The sequence below is a fragment of the Citrobacter freundii complex sp. CFNIH9 genome (assembly GCF_002903305.1).
Taxonomy (GTDB): Bacteria; Pseudomonadota; Gammaproteobacteria; order Enterobacterales; family Enterobacteriaceae; genus Citrobacter; species Citrobacter portucalensis.
In genome coordinates this window covers 75,559-98,522 of record NZ_CP026238.1, presented here as the reverse complement: position 1 = coordinate 98,522, position 22,964 = coordinate 75,559, and the positions used below count along the sequence as shown (strand labels likewise).

Below are 22,964 nucleotides of genomic sequence, written 5' to 3'. Positions count from 1 at the left end.
CCGGGCTTGTTGATATATGGGCAAATAAACAGCAATTAGTGCGCGTCGATAAACACAATCTTCAGCACAAACAGCAGCGCGACAATGATGACGCACGGGCTGAGATCGCGGAAACGTCCGGTACCAATCTTCATCACGCAGTAAGAAATAAAGCCCAGCGCAATACCTTCGGTAATTGAGAAGCTAAATGGCATCATCACGGCGGTAATAAACGCCGGAACCGCTTCTGTCAGGTCATCCCACTTCACGCGCGACAGGCTTGATGTCATCAGGACGCCAACGTAAATCAGCGCACCAGCGGCTGCATAACCCGGTACCATCCCCGCCAGCGGCGACAGGAAGATAACCAGCAAGAACAGCAGGCCAACGACCACGGCGGTCAGACCGGTACGTCCACCGACCGAAACCCCGGAAGAAGATTCGATATACGCAGTAACGGAAGAAGTCCCGATAAACGCCCCGGTAACCGACGACACGCTATCCACATACAGCGCTTGCTTCATGCGCGGGAACTTGCCCTTCGCATCCGCCAGACCGGCTTTATCCGTAACGCCAATCAGCGTACCGGAGGAGTCGAACAGGTTAACCAGCATGAACGAGAAAATCACACCCGCCAGGCCAATGTTAAACGAACCGGCCAGGTCGACATGTCCGATAACGGACATCACGCTCGGTGGCGCAGAAACGATACCGTTGTAATGAACATCGCCCAGCATCCAGCCCAGCAGCGTGGTTACAATGATAGAAATCAGCACCGCCGCGTGAATGTTACGTGACGCCAGAATCGCGATGATAAAGAAGCCCAGGATACCGAGCAGTACGCTGTGGGACGTCAGGTTACCGATAGACACCAGTGTGTCTTTGTTGGCGACGATAACACCGGCGTTTTTCAGCCCCATCATGCCGATGAACAGACCAATACCGCTGGTGATCCCCACACGCAGGCTAACCGGGATATTGGCAATCATCCAGTAACGAACGCGGAAAATCGTCAGCAGCAGCAGACCAACAGCGCCCCAGAAGATAGCGCCCATACCAATCTGCCATGACAGCCCCATCGCGCCAACAACCACGAAAGCGAAGAATGCGTTCAGGCCCATAGCAGGCGCAAGTGCGACCGGCAGGTTGGCAAACAGGCCCATCAGGATGCTACCAAATGCAGCAATAAGGCAGGTGGTAACAAAGACAGCGCTGGTATCCATGCCAGCCACGCCAAGAATTTGCGGGTTAACAAAAACGATATACACCATCGTCAGGAAGGTCGTTAAACCGGCGATCACTTCGGTCCGTGCCGTCGTGCCATGTTCGCGCAGTTTGAACACGCGTTCCAGCATCCCCTGGCCAGAAGCCTGGGTTGTGTGTTGTTGACTCATTATCAATTTCCGAACAAGGAGGGAAAATTCGTCGCTATCCTATACCAAAATGCGACAATAGGGTTGGGTTATGAGCAACTTTTTTCATTGATTTTGCTTATACGGCAACGATTGCGTCGCCCAATAATGCATTACGAAAACGTTAAACTTGTTAAAACGGAAATGACATGTCCCAGATAGAAGCCGTATTTTTTGACTGTGACGGTACCCTTGTCGACAGTGAAGTGATTTGTTCTCGCGCGTATGTCAGCATGTTCCAGGCGTTTGGCATTACGCTCGATCTTGAAGAAATTTTCAAACGCTTCAAGGGGGTAAAGCTGTACGAGATCATCGACATTATCAACGAAGAGCACGGTGTCGAACTGGCAAAAGCCGATTTAGAACCGGTTTACCGCGCTGAGGTCGCACGTCTGTTCGATACGGAACTGGAGGTGATTGCCGGTGCCAATGCGCTACTGGACAGCATGGCCGTACCAATGTGTGTGGTCTCTAACGGTCCAGTCAGCAAAATGCAGCATTCGCTGGGTAAGCTGGGCATGTTGCACCATTTCCCTGATTTACTGTTCAGCGGCTACGATATTCAGCGTTGGAAGCCCGATCCGGCCCTGATGTTCCATGCGGCGAAAGCGATGGACGTTAACGTTGAGAACTGCATTCTGGTTGATGATTCCAGCGCAGGTGCGCAGGCGGGGATTGCCGCCGGGATGGAAGTGTTCTACTTCTGCGCCGATCCGCATAACAAACCGATCGATCATCCAAAAGTGACGACGTTTACCGATCTGGCACAGTTGCCGGAATTGTGGAAAGCGCGGGGTTGGAATATCGTCGAATAAACAGTAGGCCCGATAAGCAAAGCGCCATCAGGCGAATGGCGCAGAATGCCGGATGCGGCGTAACACCTTATCCGGCCTACAATAGCGACGCCGGGGGATCCCGGCGAACGCAACAAACTGCTTATTCCTTCGGATCTTTGCCCGCCAGCAGCTTATCCAGCTCATCCCCGCCCACGTGACGGAAGTCTTGTCCCTTCACGAAGTAGAAGATGTATTCGCAGATATTCTGGCAGCGGTCACCGATACGTTCGATGGAACGTGCGCAGAACAGCGCGGTCAGCACGCTTGGAATGGTACGTGGGTCTTCCATCATATAAGTCATCAGCTGACGCACGATGCCTTCATATTCCTGGTCAACTTTCTTATCTTCGCGATAAATACGCACTGCTTCGTCCAGATCCATACGCGCAAACGCATCCAGCACGTCATGCAGCATTTGTACGGTGTGGCGGCCCAGTGATTCCAGGCTTACCAGCAGCGGCTGGTGCTGTTGCGAGAACTTCTCCAGCGCGGTACGGCAAATTTTGTCCGCCACGTCGCCAATACGTTCCAGCTCAGCGATGGTTTTGATAATCGCCATCACCAGACGCAGGTCGCTCGCTGTCGGTTGACGCTTGGCGATGATACGCACGCAGGCTTCGTCGATCGCCACTTCCATCATGTTGACGTTCTTATCGCCTTCAATGACGCGTTTTGCCAGCTCGCTGTCCTGGTTGTGCATCGCCGTGATTGCATCAGAAAGCTGCTGCTCGACCATGCCGCCCATGGTCATCACCTGGGTACGGATGCTTTCCAGCTCTGCATTGAACTGGCCGGAAATATGTTTATTAAGGTTAAGGTTATCCACAACAAGCTCCTGAATCAGCCGTAACGACCGGTGATGTAATCTTCAGTTTGTTTCTTCGCGGGCTTGGTGAACAGATCGTCCGTGTTGCTGAACTCAATCAACTCGCCCAGGTACATAAATGCCGTGTGATCGGAACAACGCGCAGCCTGCTGCATGTTGTGGGTAACGATAACGACGGTGTAATCCTCTTTTAGCTCAGTGATCAGCTCTTCGATACGCCCGGTAGAAATAGGGTCGAGCGCTGAACATGGCTCATCAAGCAGAAGCACTTCCGGGCGAATGGCGATACCACGCGCAATACACAGACGCTGCTGCTGACCACCCGAGAGAGAGTACCCGCTCTGGTGTAATTTATCTTTGGTTTCGTTCCACAATGCGGCCTTGGTCAATGCCCACTGCACACGCTCGTCCATATCCGCACGCGAGAGTTTCTCAAACAGACGTACGCCAAAAGCAATGTTGTCGTAGATGGACATCGGGAACGGCGTCGGCTTCTGGAATACCATGCCCACTTTGGCACGCAGCAGAGCGATATCCTGGGTATTGGTGAGAATATTGTCGCCATCCAGCAGGATTTCACCTTCCGCACGCTGCTCCGGGTACAGTTCAAACATTTTGTTGAACGTACGCAGCAGCGTTGATTTACCACAGCCTGACGGCCCGATAAACGCCGTTACCTGGTTTTTAGCAATATCCAGGTTGATGTTCTTCAGGGCATGGAATTTGCCATAGTAGAAGTTCAAATCACGAACCTGAATCTTACCCGGGGCAGTATCAACCATACTCATTTCAATCTCTTCCTCATCCGGCGCCGCATCAGCCACGCCGTAAAAATTAACCGTGTTTCTTCTTCGCGAAAATGACGCGCGCCAGAATGTTCAGCAGCAGTACGCACAAGGTAATAATCAGTACCCCGGCCCAGGCCAGTTGCTGCCACTCAGCAAACGGGCTCATCGCAAACTTAAAGATAGTGACCGGCAGGTTGGCGATAGGCTGCATCATGTCGGTGCTCCAGAACTGATTGGAGAGCGACGTAAACAGCAGCGGAGCCGTTTCACCTGCGATACGAGCAATCGCTAACAGAACGCCTGTAATGATCCCCGAGACAGACGCCTTCAGGGTGATTGCAGAAATCATCTTCCATTTCGGCGTACCCAGTGCATAGGCAGCTTCACGCAGGCTATCCGGCACCAGCTTGAGCATGTTCTCCGTGGTACGAATAACAATGGGCACCTGCAGCAGCGCCAGCGCGATAACGCCCGCCCAGCCAGAGAAGTGTTCCATTTTTGCGACCACAATGGTGTAAACGAACAGACCGACTACGATTGATGGCGCAGACAGCAGAATGTCATTGATAAAGCGGATAACCTCAGCCAGCCAGGACTTACGTCCGTACTCTGCCAGGTAGATACCCGCCATAATGCCAAGCGGTGTACCAAACACGGTCGCCCACAGAATTAACAGTCCGCTACCGGCCAGGGCGTTCGCCAGACCACCACCCGCTGTATTCGGCGGAGGCGTCATTTCGGTGAACAGCGCCAGCGACATACCGTCAATACCACGGGTGATCGTGGACATCAGGATCCAAATGAGCCAGAACAGACCGAACGCCATGGTCGCCATAGAGAGCGTCAGCGCGATGCGGTTCTTCAGACGGCGACGTGCCTGCATTTTACGGCGGGACTCCGCCAGCGCAGTGGTGTTTTGCATTTCAAGCGTAGCCATTAGCGTGCCCCCTCGTTCTTCGCAAGGCGCATGATCATGAACTTAGACGCCGCCAGTACGATGAAGGTGATCACAAACAGAATCAGACCCAGTTCCATCAACGCAGCAACGTGCAGGCCAGATTCCGCTTCGGCAAATTCATTCGCCAGCGCAGAGGTAATACTGTTGCCCGGCATGTACAGCGAGGCACTATCGAGCTGGTAGGTGTTACCAATGATAAAGGTGACCGCCATGGTTTCACCCAGCGCGCGGCCCAGACCCAGCATCACACCGCCGATCACACCATTTTTGGTGAACGGCAGGACGATACGCCAGATAACTTCCCAGGTGGTACAGCCGATGCCGTAGGCTGACTCTTTCATAAGCACCGGCGTTTGTTCGAACACATCACGCATAACCGCAGCAATGTACGGAATGATCATGATGGCGAGGATCACACCAGCCGCCAGAATACCGATACCAAACGCCGGGCCAGCGAACAGTGCGCCAACAAACGGAATGTTGGAAAGGATGTTTCCGACCGGCTCCTGGAAGTACGTCGCAAACAGCGGGGCAAAGATAAACAGGCCCCACATGCCGTATACGATACTCGGAATTGCTGCCAGCAGTTCAATAGCGATACCCAACGGGCGACGCAGCCAGCCAGGTGCAAGTTCAGTCAGGAACAGCGCAATGCCGAAACTCACCGGAACGGCAATCAGCAATGCAATAAACGAGGTGACCAGCGTACCGTAAATAGGTACCAGCGCGCCGTAGATATCGTTCGGCGCATCCCAGTCTTTGGTCCAAAGAAAGGAGAAACCAAATTTCTGAATGCTTGGCCAGGAGGAGATAACCAGAGAGACAATAATGCCACCCAACATCAATAGCACAATCAGCGCAGCCAGTTTTACCAGCGCACTGAATATCATGTCACCCTTTTTACCCGGTGGGTTAAAAGCAGGCTTGGTTGCAGCCATAAATCACTCTTTAAGTTAAACGCGTTTACGAAATTGCCCTGCCGGATGGCGCTACGCTTATCCGGCCTACAAATTGGGCCTACAGTCGGAACTGTAGGGCGGATAAGCGTAGCGCCATCCGCCAACTCGTTAAAGATATTCTATTAGTACAGCGCTTTACCGCTGCTGTCTTTCACGTTGGTCTTCCATGCAGCACGAATCTGCTCAACCACGCTGTCCGGCAGGCTGGCGTAATCCAGGTCATTAGCCTGTTTGCCACCATTTTTGTATGCCCAGTCGAAGAATTTCAGCACTTCAACGCCCTGCTCAGGCTTCTTCTGCTCTTTATGGACCAGGATGAAGGTGGTGGAAGTGATTGGCCACGCATCGTCACCTTTCTGGTTAGTCAGATCCTGAGCGAAGGTTTTGCTCCAGTCAGCGCCTTTAGCGGCGTTGGCAAAGTTTTCTTCGGTCGGGCTTACCGGTTTACCATCAGCAGAGACCAGCTTGGTGTACGCCAGGTTGTTCTGCTTAGCGTAAGCGTACTCAACGTAACCGATAGAACCCGGCAGACGCTGTACGAACGCGGCGATACCGTCGTTACCTTTACCGCCCAGACCGGTCGGCCAGTTAACGGTAGAACCGGAACCAATTTTAGATTTCCACTCTTCGTTCACTTTCGCCAGGTAGCTGGTGAAGACGAAGGAAGTACCAGAACCATCAGCGCGACGCACAACGGCGATATTTTGCGAAGGCAGCTTCAGACCTGGGTTCAGTTTGGTGATGGCTTCGTCATCCCACTTCTTAATTTTACCGAGGTAGATGTCGCCCAGCGTTTTACCGTCAAGCACCAGCTCGCCGGATTTCAGTCCAGGGATATTCACCGCCAGCACCACACCGCCGATAACGGTCGGGAACTGGAACAGGCCTTCTTGTGCCAGTTTCTCGTCAGACAGCGGGGCATCAGAAGCGCCGAAATCAACGGTATTGGCCGTAATTTGTTTTACACCACCGGAGGAGCCGATACCCTGGTAGTTTACTTTGCTACCGGTCTCTTTCTGATAGGTATCTGCCCATTTGGCATACACTGGCGCAGGGAAGGTTGCACCTGCACCTGTCAGGCTCGCTGCTGCAAACGCAGAGAACGCGCTCATGGATAAGGTCGCGGCGACAACAGTTGCGACAGTGGTACGCATAACTTTCATAATGTCTCCTGCACGGTTTTCGTAAATCGTTGTTTGAGTTGCTACTGTGAGCAAAATAGGACAAACAGGTGACAGTTAAATGTACGAAATATGACAGTTTTATGACAATGAAAAATACGATAAGTTATTTATCTAAAAATACATTTAAAACAAAACGTTAACCATTACCATGACAATAACATTTCGCTAAAATTTTCTTTTTATGACACTGCAAACAGTAGCTGAAGATGACGGTTTGTCACATAAAACAGGCGGGATAATTGATTAAAAACAGAACAAGTTTAAAAAAATGCCCCGCTCATAGCAGGGCATTTTTCAGTTCAGTTAGGTACGGATTACTCTACGGTAACCGACTTCGCCAGGTTACGCGGCTGATCCACGTCGGTGCCTTTAATCAGTGCCACATGATACGCCAGCAGCTGCAGCGGAACGGTATAGAAGATCGGTGCAATCACCTCTTCCACATGCGGCATCTCAATGATGTGCATGTTTTCGCTGCTGGTAAAGCCAGCATCCTGGTCAGCAAAGACGTACAGCTGACCACCACGGGCGCGAACTTCTTCAATGTTGGATTTCAGTTTTTCCAGCAGTTCGTTGTTCGGCGCAACCACGATAACCGGCATATCGGCATCAATCAGCGCCAGCGGACCGTGTTTCAGTTCGCCTGCGGCATATGCTTCAGCGTGAATATACGAGATCTCTTTCAGCTTCAGCGCGCCTTCCAGCGCAATCGGGTACTGATCGCCACGGCCCAGGAACAGCGCATGGTGTTTATCAGAGAAACCTTCAGCCAGAGCGGCAATGCGTTTGTCCTGAGACAGCATCTGCTCAATACGGCTCGGCAGCGCCTGCAGACCGTGAACGATTTCCTGCTCAATAGCCACATCCAAGCCTTTCAGACGAGACAGTTTCGCCACCAGCATCAGCAGAACGGTCAGCTGAGTGGTAAATGCTTTCGTGGAGGCCACGCCGATTTCGGTACCGGCATTGGTCATCATCGCCAGGTCGGATTCGCGCACCAGAGAAGAGCCCGGTACGTTACAAATAGCCAGCGAACCCAGATAGCCCAACTCTTTGGATAGGCGCAGACCCGCCAGGGTATCTGCCGTTTCACCAGACTGGGAAAGGGTGATCATCAGGCTGTTACGACGCACGGCGGATTTGCGATAGCGGAATTCGGAAGCAATTTCGACATCACAAGGAATGCCAGCCAGCGATTCAAACCAGTAGCGGGACACCATACCGGAGTTGTACGACGTACCGCAGGCGATAATCTGGATATGCTCAACCTGAGACAGCAACTCGTTGGCATGCGAACCCAGCTCGCTTAAATCCACTTCACCGTGGCTGATACGGCCGGTCAGCGTGTTTTTAATTGCGTTCGGCTGTTCGTAGATCTCTTTCTGCATGTAGTGGCGATAAATACCTTTTTCGCCCGCATCGTATTGCAGATTAGATTCGATATCCTGACGTTTCACTTCCGCGCCAGACTTGTCGAAAATAGAGACCGAACGACGGGTTACTTCCGCGATGTCGCCCTCTTCCAGGAAGATGAAGCGACGGGTTACCGGCAGCAGTGCCAGCTGATCGGAAGCGATAAAGTTCTCACCCATACCCAGACCAATCACCAGCGGGCTGCCAGAACGGGCCGCCAGCAGGGTTTCCGGGTTACGGGTATCCATGATCACCGTGCCGTAGGCACCGCGCAGCTGCGGAATAGTACGCAGCACGGCTTCACGCAGCGTACCACCCTGTTCCAGCTCCCAGTGCACCAGGTGAGCAATCACTTCGGTGTCGGTTTCAGAAACAAAAGTGTAGCCACGCGTTTTCAACAGCTCACGCAGTGGTTCATGGTTTTCAATGATGCCGTTATGCACCACAACAATGTGTTCAGAAACATGGGGATGCGCGTTCGCTTCTGAAGGTTCACCGTGTGTCGCCCAGCGGGTGTGAGCAATACCAGTACCACCATGCAGCGGATGTTCTTCCGCAGCAGCAGTCAGCATCTGCACTTTACCCAGACGACGCAGACGGGTCATGTTGCCTTCAGCATCGACAACGGCCAGACCAGCAGAGTCATAACCACGATATTCCAGACGACGTAAACCTTCGAGAAGGATTTCAGCTACATCACGCTGCGCGATAGCGCCAACAATTCCACACATATTTTTTGATTCCGAATTTAGGCATTAGCCTGTCGTTGTCGGTCAACCTGATACCCGTATTTCGGGCGCCCCGAGCCTTGTAGAGAGTGGGGTTATTTTTATAGGTACTGCTTGTTGAGCGGAGGATTATATTATCCCCTCATCTCTTGTCTGCCTGATGGCGCTCACGCTTATCAGGCCTACAGAACGTCACCGCACGTAGGCCGCCATCCGGCAAAAATAAATTACTTCTTCTTCACCGGACGCTGCCAGCCCTGTTTATGGACCTGAGGTACACGGCTTAATACCAATTCGTTATCGGCGACATTACGCGTTACGGTGGTTCCTGCGGCAATCGTCGCACCTTTACCCACGGTGACAGGTGCCACCAGCTGAGTATCAGAACCCACAAACACATCATCACCAATAATGGTTTTAAACTTATTGGCACCATCGTAGTTGCAGGTGATCGTACCCGCGCCGATATTCACATTATCGCCAATTTCCGCATCGCCCAGATAGGTCAAATGACCAGCTTTAGAGCCTTTACCCAGACGCGCTTTTTTCATTTCGACGAAGTTACCCACGTGTGCGCCTTCCTGCAGCTCAGCACCCGGGCGCAGACGCGCGAATGGACCGATGGTGCAAGCGGCTTCCAGATGGGCATCTTCCACCACACTGTACGGGCTAAGCTCACAACCCTCACCAATCACGCTGTTTTTGATGATGCAGCCAGCACCAATCTTGACGCGATCTCCAACGGTTACGTTACCTTCAATGATAACGTTAGTATCAATTTCAACATCGCGCCCGTGAATCAGCGTACCGCGAAGATCAAAACGTGCAGGATCGCGCAGCATCACGCCCGCCAGCAGCAGTTTTTCTGCCTGCTCGGACTGATACACACGTTCCAGACGGGATAACTGAAGGCGGTTATTTACCCCTTCCGTTTCACTGATTCGTGCCGGATGTACTGCCGCAATTTCACGTCCTTCCTGATACGCCATCGCGATGATATCGGTGATGTAGTATTCACCCTGCACGTTGTTGTTGGTCAGTTTAGACAGCCAACGCTTCATGTCAGCGCCGTTGGCAATCAGAATGCCAGTGTTGATTTCCTGGATTTGACGCTGCTCGTCGGTTGCATCTTTATGCTCAACAATGCCAGTAACTTTGCCGTTATCACGGGTAATACGCCCATAGCCGGATGGGTCGTCCAGTTTTACCGTTAACAAACCGATACCACCCTGCGGTTTGGCTTCACGCAGGCGACGTAAGGTATCGGTAGAGATCAGCGGCACATCTCCATAGAGCATTAAAATGTCTTCGTCATCACTAAAGAATGGCGCCGCCTGCTGCATTGCATGGCCGGTACCCAACTGCTCAGCCTGCAGAACCCAATTCAGATTGCCATCTTTCAGCGTTTGCTTAAGCAGATCGCCACCGTGTCCGTAGACAAGGTGTACATGAGTCGCACCTAATTCATTAGCTGCATCAATGACATGCTGAACCATCGGCTTTCCTGCGAGGGTGTGCAGCACTTTAGGAAGATCGGAATACATACGCGTGCCTTTGCCTGCGGCAAGGATCACAACGCTCATAGCATTATTCAACATACACGTCCTGACTGTAATTTGAGAACGAATTTATACCGTTTCACATTGAAAATACTACATTTTTTTCAGCGTGAAATGGACCGAAGATAAAACGTTCAACAGGGGTGATTCCCCATCTGATAACTCACTATTTTCGTCTATATCTGCGTCTTTTGTCTCCCAAAAACCTGGAGTCTGCTCTTATTAAAGCCTTAGGTTAATGTTTTTGCTATTTTTTTACCGCATGAATAAAGCATTACATCAGCATAGAACGATTTTATTTATGTGATTCAGTGAGAAGCAGAAAAATGGGTTGGGAAAATTGAGGGGAGGAATGATAGAGAACAAATGATACAGCGAAGGAGGGGGGATTTAATAACGATGGCGCTAGCTGATAAACCGCATTAAGCTTCGCGCCACAGAGCTGGCGGGGAAAGACTAAAAACTCATATTGCTGAACAGGGCGATGATTTTGTTGATCAATTTCATGTTGGTATCTCTTTTTTTTATCTGAGTTCATTATGTGACATACATCACATAAAAAAGAGTCTACGCCTCATTTTTTAACCAATCAATATTTTTATGATCTAAATCACGAAACAATAAAACTGCTTTTTATTTACATATTTCCTGTAACCAAGCCATAAAAAAAGCCAGCCTGGAAACCAGACTGGCCTTTGTGCTTTTCAAGCCGGTGTTACATCGCTTTTTTGGTCAACTCGATAACGCGCAGTTTCGCGATCGCTTTGGCCAGTTCCGCAGATGCCTGAGCGTAATCCACGTCACCATGAGAGCTCTTAATGTGCTCTTCAGCCTTACGCTTCGCTTCCAGGGCTCTCGCTTCATCGAGATCCTGTCCGCGAATCGCGGTATCAGCCAGTACGGTCACGCTGCCAGGCTGCACTTCGAGAATGCCGCCGGACAGATAGATAAACTCTTCATGACCGAACTGTTTAACGATGCGGATCATACCAGGCTTAATGGCGGTGAGCAGCGGGGCGTGACCCGGGAAAATACCCAGTTCACCTTCACTACCCGTTACCTGGATTTTCTCGACCAGACCAGAGAACATTTGTTGCTCTGCGCTGACGACGTCCAGGTGGTAAGTCATTGCCATATCACCCTCCGATTAAGGCGTTAAAGTTTTTTGGCTTTTTCCACGGCTTCGTCGATAGAACCAACCATGTAGAACGCCTGCTCTGGCAGGTGGTCGTATTCGCCTTCCATGATGCCTTTAAAGCCACGGATGGTGTCTTTCAGGGAAACGTATTTACCCGGAGAACCGGTGAATACTTCCGCAACGAAGAACGGCTGGGACAGGAAGCGCTGGATCTTACGCGCACGTGCTACCACCAGTTTATCTTCTTCAGACAGTTCATCCATACCCAGGATGGCGATGATGTCTTTCAGTTCCTGATAACGCTGCAGCAGGGACTGTACGCCACGCGCGGTGTCGTAGTGTTCCTGACCAACAACCAGCGGATCCAACTGACGGCTGGTGGAGTCCAGCGGGTCAACTGCCGGGTAGATACCCAGAGAAGCGATCTGACGGCTCAGTACCACGGTTGCATCCAAGTGAGCAAAGGTGGTTGCTGGGGACGGGTCAGTCAAGTCATCCGCAGGTACGTATACCGCCTGAACGGAGGTGATAGAACCGGTTTTGGTAGAGGTGATACGTTCCTGAAGAACACCCATCTCTTCCGCCAGGGTCGGCTGGTAGCCTACCGCTGATGGCATACGACCCAGCAGTGCAGATACTTCTGTACCGGCCAGGGTGTAACGGTAGATGTTATCAACGAACAGCAGAACGTCACGACCTTCGTCACGGAACTTCTCAGCCATGGTCAGACCGGTCAGTGCAACGCGCAGACGGTTTCCCGGCGGCTCGTTCATCTGGCCATATACCAGGGACACTTTGTCCAGTACGTTGGAGTCGGTCATTTCGTGGTAGAAGTCGTTACCCTCACGAGTACGTTCACCTACGCCCGCAAACACGGAGTAACCGGAGTGTTCGATCGCGATGTTACGGATCAGCTCCATCATGTTTACGGTTTTACCTACACCCGCACCACCGAACAGACCGACTTTACCGCCCTTAGCGAACGGACACATCAGGTCGATAACTTTGATGCCGGTTTCCAGCAGTTCCTGAGAGCTGGACAGCTCTTCGTAGGAAGGTGCTGCGCGGTGGATAGCCCAACGCTCTTCTTCACCGATATCGCCTTTCATGTCGATCGGGTGACCCAGGACGTTCATGATACGACCCAGGGTTGCTTTACCTACCGGGACTTCGATCGGGTGTTCGAGGTCTTTAACTTCCAGACCACGACGCAAACCGTCGGAAGAACCCATGGCGATGGTACGTACGATACCGCCGCCGAGCTGCTGCTGAACTTCCAGCACCAGGCTCTCTTTACCATTCATAACCTCAAGAGCATCGTACACGCGCGGTACGGCATCCTGAGGGAATTCGACGTCAACCACGGCGCCGATTACCTGGACAATTTTTCCAGTAGCCATCTTGAATCCTCTACGAATTAACCTGGTTATACCGCGGATGCACCACCGACGATTTCGGTGAGTTCCTGAGTAATGCTGGCCTGACGAGCTTTGTTGTATACCAACTGCAGCTCTTTAATCAGGCTGCCGCCATTGTCGGTCGCGGCTTTCATCGCCACCATACGTGCGGCCTGCTCGCTGGCCAGGTTTTCTACCACGCCCTGATAAACCTGAGATTCAACGTAACGACGCAGCAGGGTATCCAGCAGCGGTTTCGGGTCTGGTTCATACAGGTAATCCCAGGCTTTTTGTTTTAACTCTTCATCTTCTGATGCCGGTAACGGCAGCAGTTGAGTGAGGGTCGGAACCTGAGACATGGTGTTAATAAATTTGTTGCTGACAACGTACAGTCTGTCCAGACGACCTTCATCGTAGGCCTGCAGCATCACTTTAACCGGACCGATCAGTTCGGACAGGGAAGGGTTATCCCCCATGCCGGTTACCTGAGCGATCACGTTTCCGCCAACGGAGTTAAAGAAAGACACGCCCTTAGAGCCGATCATTGCGATATCGCACTGAACGCCTTTATCGGACCATGTTTTCATATCCGCCAGCAGCTTTTTGAACAGGTTAATGTTCAAGCCACCGCACAGACCACGGTCGGTCGACACCACCAGGTAGCCCACGCGTTTAACGTCGCGTTCTTCCAGGTAAGGGTGCTTATATTCCAGATTACCATTCGCAAGGTGACCAATCACTTTGCGCATGGTCTCTGCATAAGGACGGCTGGCCGCCATGCGATCCTGCGATTTACGCATTTTGGAAGCGGCGACCATCTCCATCGCTTTAGTGATCTTCTGCGTGTTCTGGACGCTTGCGATCTTACTACGTATCTCTTTTGCGCCGGCCATGAGCTTCTCCTCAATGCCTTGCGGTCCGCCCTAAAGCAGACCGCCAGACGTTACCAGGACTGGGTTGCCTTGAAGGAATCGAGGATAGCTTTCAGCTTGCCTTCGATTTCATCGTTATAGCCACCGGACTGGTTGATCTCTTGCATCAGCGGAGCGTGGTCACGGTCAACGTAAGCCAGCAGAGCGGCTTCGAAGCTACCGATTTTCGCCAGTTCCACATCTTCGAGGTAACCGCGTTCAGCCGCAAACAGCACCACACCCTGCTGTGCAACAGACATTGGCGCATACTGTTTCTGCTTCAGCAGTTCAGTTACTTTCTGACCATGGCTCAGCTGCTTACGAGTAGCTTCATCCAGGTCGGAAGCGAACTGAGAAAACGCTGCCAGTTCACGATACTGTGCCAGAGCGGTACGAATACCACCGGACAGTTTCTTGATGATCTTGGTCTGCGCTGCACCACCAACACGAGATACGGAGATACCCGGGTTAACTGCCGGACGAATACCGGAGTTAAACAGGTTGGTTTCCAGGAAGATCTGACCATCGGTAATGGAAATTACGTTGGTCGGAACGAACGCAGAAACGTCACCCGCCTGGGTTTCGATAATCGGCAGAGCGGTCAGGGAGCCGGTTTTACCTTTAACTTCACCATTGGTGAACTTCTCAACGTATTCCGCGTTTACGCGGGATGCGCGTTCCAGCAGACGGGAGTGGAGGTAAAATACGTCGCCCGGGAATGCTTCACGTCCTGGCGGACGACGCAGCAGCAGGGAAACCTGACGGTAAGCAACGGCCTGTTTAGACAGGTCATCGTAAACGATCAGTGCATCTTCACCGCGGTCACGGAAGTATTCGCCCATTGCGCAACCGGCATATGGTGCCAGGTATTGCAGTGCAGCAGATTCAGACGCGGTCGCCACAACAACGATGGTGTTGGACAGTGCGCCGTGTTCTTCCAGTTTACGAACCACGTTGGAAATGGTGGACGCTTTCTGGCCGATAGCCACGTACACACATTTGATGCCGGAATCACGCTGGTTGATGATGGCATCGATTGCCATCGCAGTTTTACCTGTCTGACGGTCACCGATGATCAGCTCACGCTGGCCACGACCGATTGGGATCATGGCATCAACAGATTTATAACCGGTCTGTACTGGCTGGTCGACGGACTGACGTTCGATTACGCCTGGTGCGATAACTTCGATTGGCGAGAAGCCATCGTTATCAACCGGACCTTTACCGTCAATCGGGGAACCCAGAGTGTTCACCACACGACCCAGCAGGCCACGGCCAACCGGAACTTCCAGAATACGACCCGTACACTTAACCTTCATGCCTTCGGCGAGGTCAGCGTATGGCCCCATCACAACAGCACCTACGGAGTCGCGCTCCAGGTTCAGTGCGATAGCGTAACGGTTACCCGGCAGGGAAATCATCTCACCCTGCATACAATCGGCCAGGCCGTGAATGCGGATAACACCGTCACTTACAGAAACAATAGTACCTTCGTTGTGAGCTTCGCTCACAACATTGAACTGAGCAATGCGCTGCTTGATCAGTTCGCTGATTTCGGTGGAATTCAGTTGCATGCTCCAGTCCCCTTAAGACTGCAAGACGTCTGCAAGGCGCTCAAGACGGCCGCGTACGCTGCCATCAATGACCATATCACCCGCTCGGATGATTACGCCTGCCATTACAGACTTATCGATTTTGCAATTCAGCTTAACTTTGCGTGACAGACGTTTTTCCATCGCAGCACTAATCTTCGTAAGCTGTTCATCACTCAGTGCATTGGCAGAAGTGACTTCTACCTCAGAGATAGCCTCACTGGCTGCACGCAGGTGAATAAACTGCTCAAGAACATCCGGGAGCGCATTCAGACGGTTATTTTCAGCCATAACCCTAATCAGGTTTTGGCCGCTTTCGTCCAGCTGCTCACCGCACACGGCGATAAACGACTCAGCGAGCGTTTCCGGCGCCAGCGCGCCAGAGAGAAGCTCTGCCATTTGTTCGTTTTTTGTCACCTCAGCGGCGAACGTCAACATATCCTGCCAACGGTCAATGCTTTGGTGCTCAACGGCAAAGTCAAAAGCTGCTTTGGCGTAGGGGCGAGCTACCGTAATAAATTCAGACATCAGCCCCTCCCTCCTTACAGTTCAGCGACAAGTTTGTCCACGATGTCGCTATTAGCAGCTTCATCCACGGAACGTTCGATGATCTTCTCGGCGCCAGCAACAGCCAGGATAGCAACTTGCTTACGCAGCTCTTCGCGAGCACGTTTACGCTCGGCGTCAATTTCCGCCTGCGCCTGTGCCACGATTTTAGTACGTTCCTGCTCTGCTTCAGTTTTAGCTTCGTCCAGGATCTGAGCACGGCGTTTGTTCGCCTGCTCGATGATTACCTGAGCTTCCGCCTTCGCTTTTTTCAGCTGGTCGGTCGCGCTGGCCTTTGCAAGGTCAAGATCCTTATGTGCTCGTTCTGCAGAAGCAAGGCCGTCAGCAATTTCTTTTTGACGTTTTTCGATGGCAGCCATTAATGGCGGCCATACGTACTTCATGCAGAACAGAACGAACAGGACAAACGCGATGGCCTGGCCGAGGATTGTTGCGTTAAGATTCACAGCACAATGCCTCTATCTAGTTAACGTTCTGATATTGCTCTTAATTCAAGCAACGCTTACTACGCGACAGCAAACATCACGTACAGACCCAGACCTACAGCGATCATTGGGATTGCATCCACCAGACCCATAACGATAAAGAACTGAGTACGCAGCAGAGGAATCAGATCCGGTTGACGCGCTGCGCCTTCCAGGAATTTACCCCCGAGGATGCCGATACCGATCGCAGCACCGATTGCCGCCAGACCCATCATCACAGCGGCAGCAATGTACAGCAGATCCATATTCAGGTTTTCCATGACAGTCTCCAGTTTGTTTCAGTTAAAACGTAGTAGTGTTGGTAAATTAATGCTCTTCAGATGCCATCGACAGATAGACAATCGTCAGAACCATAAATATGAAGGCTTGCAGCGTGATAATCAGTATGTGGAAAATGGCCCAAGGCACATTCAGGATCCACTGTGACCACCACGGCAACAGACCAGCAATCAGAATGAAAATCAGCTCACCGGCATACATGTTGCCGAACAGTCGCAGACCAAGAGAGATTGGTTTGGACAGCAGGCTTACCCCTTCAAGGATTAAGTTGACAGGGATGAACGCCCAGTGATTGAACGGCTGCAGCGTCAACTCTTTCGCGAAGCCACCGATGCCTTTCATTTTGATGCTGTAGAACAGAATGAGGATAAATACGCCCAGCGCCATCGACAGGGTGATGTTCACGTCAGCAGACGGAACCACACGCAGAGCCGGTAGGCCAAAGATATGCTCACCGATGTACGGCAGCAGGTCGATAGGCAGCAAATCCATCAAGTTCATCAGGAATACCCAGACGAAAATCGTCAGGGCCAGCGGAGCAATCAGCTTGCTTTTGCCATGGTACATGTCTTTCACGCTACCATGCACAAAGCCGATTACCAGCTCAATCGCGGTCTGAAATTTACCTGGTACGCCGCTGGTCGCCTTTTTGGCTACGCTACGGAACATAAGCAGGAACAACAGACCCAGAACCACCGAGAAGAAAATGGAGTCAATATTGAGCGTCCAGAAGGTGGCTGGGGGGTTGTGCGGATCCACCAGCGAGAATGTACGTAGGTCCAACTGAAGGTTATTCAGATGGTGTCCTATGTAATCCTGCGGCGTCATATTTTCTGAAGCCATGATGCCTTTACCCTTTGTTGTTAATTACAGCCGGCGCCAGTATCTGAACCACCAGCACCAAAACCCACGTAACGATCAGCGGCATGAATACCGCTTTCAAAACAGCCAACGCCACCACCAACAACACCAGCATCGCTAATACCTTGAAGGCTTCGCCGAAAGCGAACGACCAGGCTACTCGGCCCTTCGCTGGTGTATGTACCTGGTGACGCCAGGCAAATATCATAAACAACACATTAGGCAGTAACACTGCCAATCCTCCACACAACGCGGAGATGCCCCAGAAAGGGTCTTTGAGGCTAAACAGCAATCCACTTGCTATTACAACCAGAAGCTGTGTGAGCAAAAGCTTACGAGCAACGTTTCGACTCAAGAGCGACATAGACATCACGTTTTTACTCCTGCTCCCTTCGAGGTATGCCGCGTGTCGTATAAAACGTTCTTTATGGCTTAGAGTCAAGCATCAAAAAGCGGACAAATTATACGGTGCGCCTTCGTGATTTCAAACAATAAGTAGCTAAAAAGTGAATAAATGTTTAAATATTTTTCGCTGCCCCACATTTATTACTTTTAGGCAAACTGTGAACGATCATGCAAAACTGCAAATGCCGCGAAAACACTGGCGTCAAAGCGTGCACCAGATCACATATTGAACATATTCACCTTCGCATAATTTATTTACGTGGCAATTGATGCCTTTTCATCTTTTTGATATTTAAGCGTAAAAATAGCCACTATTTCAAAAACAACGCCTAACAACAAAAAAACCGCTCATTGACATTTATAATAAAAAATTAACACGAACGGTGATTCTTACGTTCTATTTTTAGCAGACTGATATTTTCACAGCTGACTTGTTTCGCTTTTAACAAAAAACGGTACGTTATAGTTATGATGCAAAACCGTAAGGCACTAGTGAAATGTAACGACATTTAACCACACTATTACCTATGACTTTTAACACCTGAAAAGCCGTTTTTTCTCTATTTTTTTTGATAAAAATTAAATTTTGTTTGGCTTAATAACCACCAAATGACGTTCACCATCCAACTGCGGAACGCGTAATTTTTCGACGGACTCAACGCTGAATTCTGCTGGCAGCGAATCAATTTCATCTGCAGGCAACTGCCCTTTTAGCGCATAAAAACGCCCATTCTGGCCCGGCAAATGATGACACCAGCTCACCATATCATTGAGTGAAGCGAAAGCACGGCTAATCACCCCATCAAACGGCGGTTCTGAAGGAAATTCTTCAACACGGCTTTGCACTGGAGTGATGTTAGTAAGCGCAAGCTCATGCTGCACCTGACGCAAGAAACGAACACGTTTTCCCAGGCTATCGAGCAGTGTGAAATGCGCTTCTGGACGCACGATAGAGAGCGGAATTCCCGGCAGGCCCGGTCCCGTACCTACATCGATAAAACGCTCACCCTTCAGATACGGTGCAACGACAATGCTGTCCAGAATATGGCGCACCAGCATTTCGTTTGGATCCCGCACCGACGTCAGGTTGTAGGCTTTGTTCCATTTGTGCAGCATATCGACATACGCAATCAGCTGATTTTTCTGGTGATCGGTAAGAGAAATACCGGCATCAGCCAGCAGACGAGAGAGTTTGTTGAGCACGGTCGTTACCTGTTAATAATCAAATGCCCGATGCGCTTTCGCTTATCGGGCCTACAAATTTGTACGGCGGGCAAGCGAAGCGCCCCCGCCAAAATAGTGTTATCAAGCGCTGCGGCGCAGCATACCTTGTTTTTTCAGCCATACCAGCAGAATGGAGATGGCGGCAGGCGTTATGCCGGAAATACGCGATGCCTGACCGATCGAAACGGGTTTGTGATCGTTCAGCTTAGCGATAACTTCATTCGACAAGCCAGAGACCTGACGATAATCCAGCGTTGCAGGCAACAGGGTGTTTTCATTGCGCTGTTGTCTTTCAATTTCTTCCAGCTGACGGGCAATATACCCTTCGTATTTCACCTGAATCTCAACCTGTTCTGCGGCCTGAGCATCATCAAGCGCGGGTGCGAACGCAGATAAAGAGGTCAACTGAGCATAGGTCATATCCGGGCGACGCAGCAGATCTTCACCGCTCGCTTCACGTGACAGAGGTGTAGCCAGGTGAGCATTCACTTCTGCTGCGGACTCCGCTAACGGATTCACCCAGGTTGATTTAAGACGTTGGCGTTCCTGTTCGATACGCTCCAGTTTCTCGTTGAAGCGAGCCCAGCGCTCATCGTCCACCAGACCCAGTTCACGACCAATTTCGGTCAGACGCAGGTCGGCGTTATCTTCACGCAGCATCAGACGGTATTCAGCGCGAGATGTGAACATACGGTACGGTTCTTTGGTGCCCAGCGTACACAGGTCGTCCACCAGCACGCCAAGATAAGCCTGATCGCGACGCGGTGCCCATCCCTCTTTTTCAGCAGACAAACGTGCGGCGTTCAGACCAGCCAGCATGCCTTGTGCGGCAGCTTCTTCATAACCGGTTGTACCGTTAATCTGGCCCGCAAAGAACAGACCCTGGATGAATTTGCTTTCCAGAGTAGGTTTCAGGTCACGCGGATCGAAGAAATCATACTCAATCGCGTAGCCTGGGCGGACGATTCTGGCATTTTCCATCCCCTGCATGGAGCGGACAATTTGCATCTGCACATCGAACGGCAAGCTGGTGGAGATGCCATTCGGGTAAATTTCGTTAGAGGTCAGTCCTTCCGGTTCGAGGAAGATCTGATGCTGGTTACGATCGGCAAAGCGCATCACTTTGTCTTCGATCGACGGGCAGTAGCGTGGGCCGATACCTTCGATCACGCCAGCGTACATTGGGCTACGATCTAGGTTGTTGCGGATCACGTCATGGGTTTTCTCATTGGTATGCGTGATGTAACACGGCATCTGGCGCGGATGCTGAGAAGCATCGCCCAGGAATGAGAAGACCGGCATCGGGTTATCGCTGTTTTGCTGGCCGAGCACGCTGAAATCAATCGTGCGCGCATCGATACGCGGCGGTGTACCGGTTTTCAGGCGGCTGACGCGCAGCGGCAGTTCACGCAGACGGCGTGACAGCGGGATGGACGGCGGATCGCCAGCGCGGCCACCGCTGTAGTTATCCAGGCCAATATGAATTTTGCCGTCGAGGAAAGTCCCCACGGTTAATACGACCGCTTTGGCACGGAACTTCAGTCCCATTTGGGTTACTGCACCCACAACGCGATCGTTTTCGACAATCAGATCTTCAACCGCCTGCTGGAAGATCATCAGGTTGGGTTGATTCTCCAGCGCAGTGCGTACCGCCTGACGATAGAGCACACGATCGGCCTGAGCTCGGGTAGCGCGAACGGCTGGCCCTTTGCTTGCGTTTAGTATCCTAAACTGAATACCGGCATGGTCGATCGCTTTTGCCATCAATCCACCAAGCGCATCCACTTCTTTTACCAGGTGTCCCTTCCCAATACCGCCGATCGCCGGGTTGCAGCTCATCTGCCCCAGAGTGTCGATATTGTGTGTCAAAAGCAGAGTCTGTTGACCCATTCGCGCCGCGGCCATTGCGGCCTCGGTGCCTGCATGACCCCCGCCAATGATGATGACGTCAAAAGGATCCTGATAAAACATGGTAATTGCCTCGCATAACGCGGTGTGAAAATGGATTGAAGCCCGGGCCGTGGATTCTACTCAACTTTAGTCGATGGAGAAAGACCTGGGATCCTGGGTATTAAAAAGAAGATCTTTTTATTTAGAGATCTGTTTTATTGTGATCTCTTATTAGGATCGCACCTTTCTGTGGATAAGGACGATCCTTTAAGTAAGATCAACAGGTTGCTGAGGATCATTAGCTGTGAATGATCGGTGATCCTGGTCCGTATAAGCTGGGATCAGAATGAAGGGTTATACACAACTCAAAAACTGAACAACGGTTGTTCTTGGGATAACTACCGGTTGATCCAAGCTTTTAACCAGAGTTATCCACATAAAAAAGTGCGATCTTTACAAATCTCTGAGCAACGGATGCCACGATCCCAGCCAAATTTCAGCCGGATCTTCCGGAATTTCATGTTCCAGCACGTTGATCCTGAGTGTTTCGCCGATCTGTTTTGCCCCACAGGCCTTCAATTCGGCTTCCAGCTTGTCGATTGCGCCGCAAAAGGTGTCATATTCACGACTGCCGATCCCGATTGCACCAAAGCGCACTTGTGACAGGTCCGGCTTTTGCTCGCGTAACGCATCATATAAAGGCTGCAGGTTGTCAGGAATATCTCCCGCACCGTGCGTGGAGCTGATAATCAGCCAGATCCCGTCAGTTGGAACCTCTTCAAGCATTGGCCCATGCAGTATTTCGCTGGAAAAACCGGCGTCGTCCAGCTTTTCAGCCAGATGCTCTGCTACATATTCCGCACTGCCAAGCGTACTACCGCTGATAAGAGTGATGTCTGCCATGATCGCCCACCTTTATAAAGAGGGCGTATTGTACGCTGTGAGCGAGCTGGGATCTACCTGTGGAAAACCAGGGTATTAAAAAAAGCGATCACGGCTTGATGGTACGCATGATCGGGTTTTGCAGGACGATCAGCGTTTCCGTGGACTGAATTTCGTCAATTGTTTGGATCTTGTTGATAAGTACCTGCTGCAATGCGTCGATCGACTTGCACATCACCTTAATAAAGATGCTGTAGTGCCCGGTGGTGTAATACGCTTCGGTCACTTCATCGAGGCTTTCCAGTCTGGCCAGCGCTGACGGATAGTCTTTCGCACTTTTCAGGATGATGCCGATAAAGCAGCCGACGTCATAACCCAATTGTTTGGGACTGACATCAATCCGCGCGCCGGTAATAATCCCCGCCTGCTTCATCTTTTCTACGCGAACGTGAATTGTTCCTGGGCTGACGCCGAACTGTTTGGCTAATTCTGCGTAGGCGGTACGAGCATTTTCCATTAAGGCGTCAAGAATGCCACGGTCCAGATTGTCGATCTGATAATTTTCCATAGGTTTTTCTTATGTAGATTAATGATTCCCTCTATTTTAGACGTTAATTTTAACGAATCAAAATCGAAGACGGCTTTTTGTTTGTTGATTATTGAATATTACCTCCATTCTGTTGCTTAATCA

General features: G+C 51.2%; 22 protein-coding genes. 1 reads left to right on the top strand and 21 read right to left on the bottom strand.

Going from position 1 to position 22,964, the window contains the following annotated elements:
* Positions 1-35: 35 nt before the first annotated feature.
* Positions 36-1,373, bottom strand: a complete 1,338-nt coding sequence (gene adeP / locus C2U43_RS00475; protein WP_003827042.1) for an adenine permease AdeP — start codon at positions 1,371-1,373, stop codon at positions 36-38.
* Between the two features lie 167 nt (positions 1,374-1,540).
* Here adeP and yieH point away from each other — a divergent pair, with 167 nt between their 5' ends.
* A complete protein-coding gene (gene yieH, locus C2U43_RS00470) occupies positions 1,541-2,206 on the top strand; it encodes a 6-phosphogluconate phosphatase (protein WP_003827040.1) in 666 nt (221 codons plus the stop codon).
* A gap of 121 nt (positions 2,207-2,327) precedes the next feature.
* On the opposite strand, the gene phoU is transcribed toward yieH, so the two are convergent.
* The 20 genes from phoU to asnC all read right to left on the bottom strand — a co-directional run bounded on the left by phoU (position 2,328) and on the right by asnC (position 22,841).
* Positions 2,328-3,053, bottom strand: coding sequence for a phosphate signaling complex protein PhoU (phoU, locus tag C2U43_RS00465; RefSeq protein WP_003023824.1), 726 nt, complete (start codon positions 3,051-3,053; stop codon positions 2,328-2,330).
* Positions 3,054-3,067: 14 nt separating this feature from the next.
* Positions 3,068-3,841, bottom strand: a complete 774-nt coding sequence (pstB, locus tag C2U43_RS00460) for a phosphate ABC transporter ATP-binding protein PstB (RefSeq protein WP_003023821.1) — start codon at positions 3,839-3,841, stop codon at positions 3,068-3,070.
* 46 nt (positions 3,842-3,887) lie between these two features.
* On the bottom strand, positions 3,888-4,778 hold the full coding sequence (gene pstA / locus C2U43_RS00455; RefSeq protein ID WP_003827037.1) for a phosphate ABC transporter permease PstA: 891 nt from the start codon (positions 4,776-4,778) through the stop codon (positions 3,888-3,890).
* Positions 4,778-5,737, bottom strand: a complete 960-nt coding sequence (gene pstC, locus C2U43_RS00450) for a phosphate ABC transporter permease PstC (RefSeq protein ID WP_008786549.1) — start codon at positions 5,735-5,737, stop codon at positions 4,778-4,780. The genes pstA and pstC overlap by 1 nt, the downstream gene beginning before the upstream one ends.
* A 143-nt stretch (positions 5,738-5,880) precedes the next feature.
* Positions 5,881-6,921: a phosphate ABC transporter substrate-binding protein PstS gene (gene pstS / locus C2U43_RS00445; protein WP_003827033.1), complete on the bottom strand. Its 1,041-nt coding sequence runs from the start codon at positions 6,919-6,921 to the stop codon at positions 5,881-5,883.
* Between the two features lie 335 nt (positions 6,922-7,256).
* Entirely contained in the window at positions 7,257-9,086 is a 1,830-nt protein-coding gene (glmS, locus tag C2U43_RS00440; RefSeq protein ID WP_003827031.1) for a glutamine--fructose-6-phosphate transaminase (isomerizing), read from the bottom strand.
* A gap of 224 nt (positions 9,087-9,310) precedes the next feature.
* The gene (gene glmU / locus C2U43_RS00435; RefSeq protein WP_008786550.1) at positions 9,311-10,681 is read right to left on the bottom strand and encodes a bifunctional UDP-N-acetylglucosamine diphosphorylase/glucosamine-1-phosphate N-acetyltransferase GlmU; all 1,371 of its coding nucleotides are present in this window, start codon (positions 10,679-10,681) and stop codon (positions 9,311-9,313) included.
* Positions 10,682-11,357: 676 nt separating this feature from the next.
* Positions 11,358-11,777, bottom strand: a complete 420-nt coding sequence (locus C2U43_RS00430; RefSeq protein ID WP_003023809.1) for a F0F1 ATP synthase subunit epsilon — start codon at positions 11,775-11,777, stop codon at positions 11,358-11,360.
* Positions 11,778-11,797: 20 nt separating this feature from the next.
* Positions 11,798-13,180 carry a F0F1 ATP synthase subunit beta gene (atpD, locus tag C2U43_RS00425; RefSeq protein ID WP_003023806.1) on the bottom strand — a complete coding sequence of 461 codons (1,383 nt, stop codon included), beginning with the start codon at positions 13,178-13,180 and terminating at the stop codon, positions 11,798-11,800.
* Positions 13,181-13,206: 26 nt separating this feature from the next.
* Complete coding sequence (gene atpG, locus C2U43_RS00420) at positions 13,207-14,070, bottom strand: F0F1 ATP synthase subunit gamma (protein WP_008786551.1); 864 nt, start codon at positions 14,068-14,070, stop codon at positions 13,207-13,209.
* Between the two features lie 50 nt (positions 14,071-14,120).
* Positions 14,121-15,662 (bottom strand): F0F1 ATP synthase subunit alpha, encoded by a 1,542-nt coding sequence (atpA, locus tag C2U43_RS00415; protein WP_003023802.1) that lies wholly within the window; start codon positions 15,660-15,662, stop codon positions 14,121-14,123.
* Between the two features lie 12 nt (positions 15,663-15,674).
* Positions 15,675-16,208, bottom strand: a complete 534-nt coding sequence (atpH, locus tag C2U43_RS00410) for a F0F1 ATP synthase subunit delta (protein WP_003827024.1) — start codon at positions 16,206-16,208, stop codon at positions 15,675-15,677.
* Between the two features lie 14 nt (positions 16,209-16,222).
* Positions 16,223-16,693 carry a F0F1 ATP synthase subunit B gene (gene atpF / locus C2U43_RS00405; protein WP_003827022.1) on the bottom strand — a complete coding sequence of 157 codons (471 nt, stop codon included), beginning with the start codon at positions 16,691-16,693 and terminating at the stop codon, positions 16,223-16,225.
* A 59-nt stretch (positions 16,694-16,752) separates the two neighbouring features.
* A complete protein-coding gene (gene atpE / locus C2U43_RS00400; protein WP_003023794.1) occupies positions 16,753-16,992 on the bottom strand; it encodes a F0F1 ATP synthase subunit C in 240 nt (79 codons plus the stop codon).
* Between the two features lie 46 nt (positions 16,993-17,038).
* The gene (gene atpB, locus C2U43_RS00395) at positions 17,039-17,854 is read right to left on the bottom strand and encodes a F0F1 ATP synthase subunit A (protein ID WP_003023792.1); all 816 of its coding nucleotides are present in this window, start codon (positions 17,852-17,854) and stop codon (positions 17,039-17,041) included.
* Between the two features lie 7 nt (positions 17,855-17,861).
* The gene (gene atpI / locus C2U43_RS00390; RefSeq protein ID WP_003827019.1) at positions 17,862-18,242 is read right to left on the bottom strand and encodes a F0F1 ATP synthase subunit I; all 381 of its coding nucleotides are present in this window, start codon (positions 18,240-18,242) and stop codon (positions 17,862-17,864) included.
* Between the two features lie 614 nt (positions 18,243-18,856).
* On the bottom strand, positions 18,857-19,480 hold the full coding sequence (gene rsmG / locus C2U43_RS00385) for a 16S rRNA (guanine(527)-N(7))-methyltransferase RsmG (protein WP_003827017.1): 624 nt from the start codon (positions 19,478-19,480) through the stop codon (positions 18,857-18,859).
* Between the two features lie 102 nt (positions 19,481-19,582).
* Positions 19,583-21,472 carry a tRNA uridine-5-carboxymethylaminomethyl(34) synthesis enzyme MnmG gene (mnmG, locus tag C2U43_RS00380; RefSeq protein WP_003827014.1) on the bottom strand — a complete coding sequence of 630 codons (1,890 nt, stop codon included), beginning with the start codon at positions 21,470-21,472 and terminating at the stop codon, positions 19,583-19,585.
* Between the two features lie 372 nt (positions 21,473-21,844).
* Entirely contained in the window at positions 21,845-22,294 is a 450-nt protein-coding gene (mioC, locus tag C2U43_RS00375) for an FMN-binding protein MioC (RefSeq protein WP_003827013.1), read from the bottom strand.
* A gap of 88 nt (positions 22,295-22,382) precedes the next feature.
* Entirely contained in the window at positions 22,383-22,841 is a 459-nt protein-coding gene (gene asnC / locus C2U43_RS00370; RefSeq protein ID WP_003023780.1) for a transcriptional regulator AsnC, read from the bottom strand.
* Between the last annotated feature and the right edge of the window lie 123 nt (positions 22,842-22,964).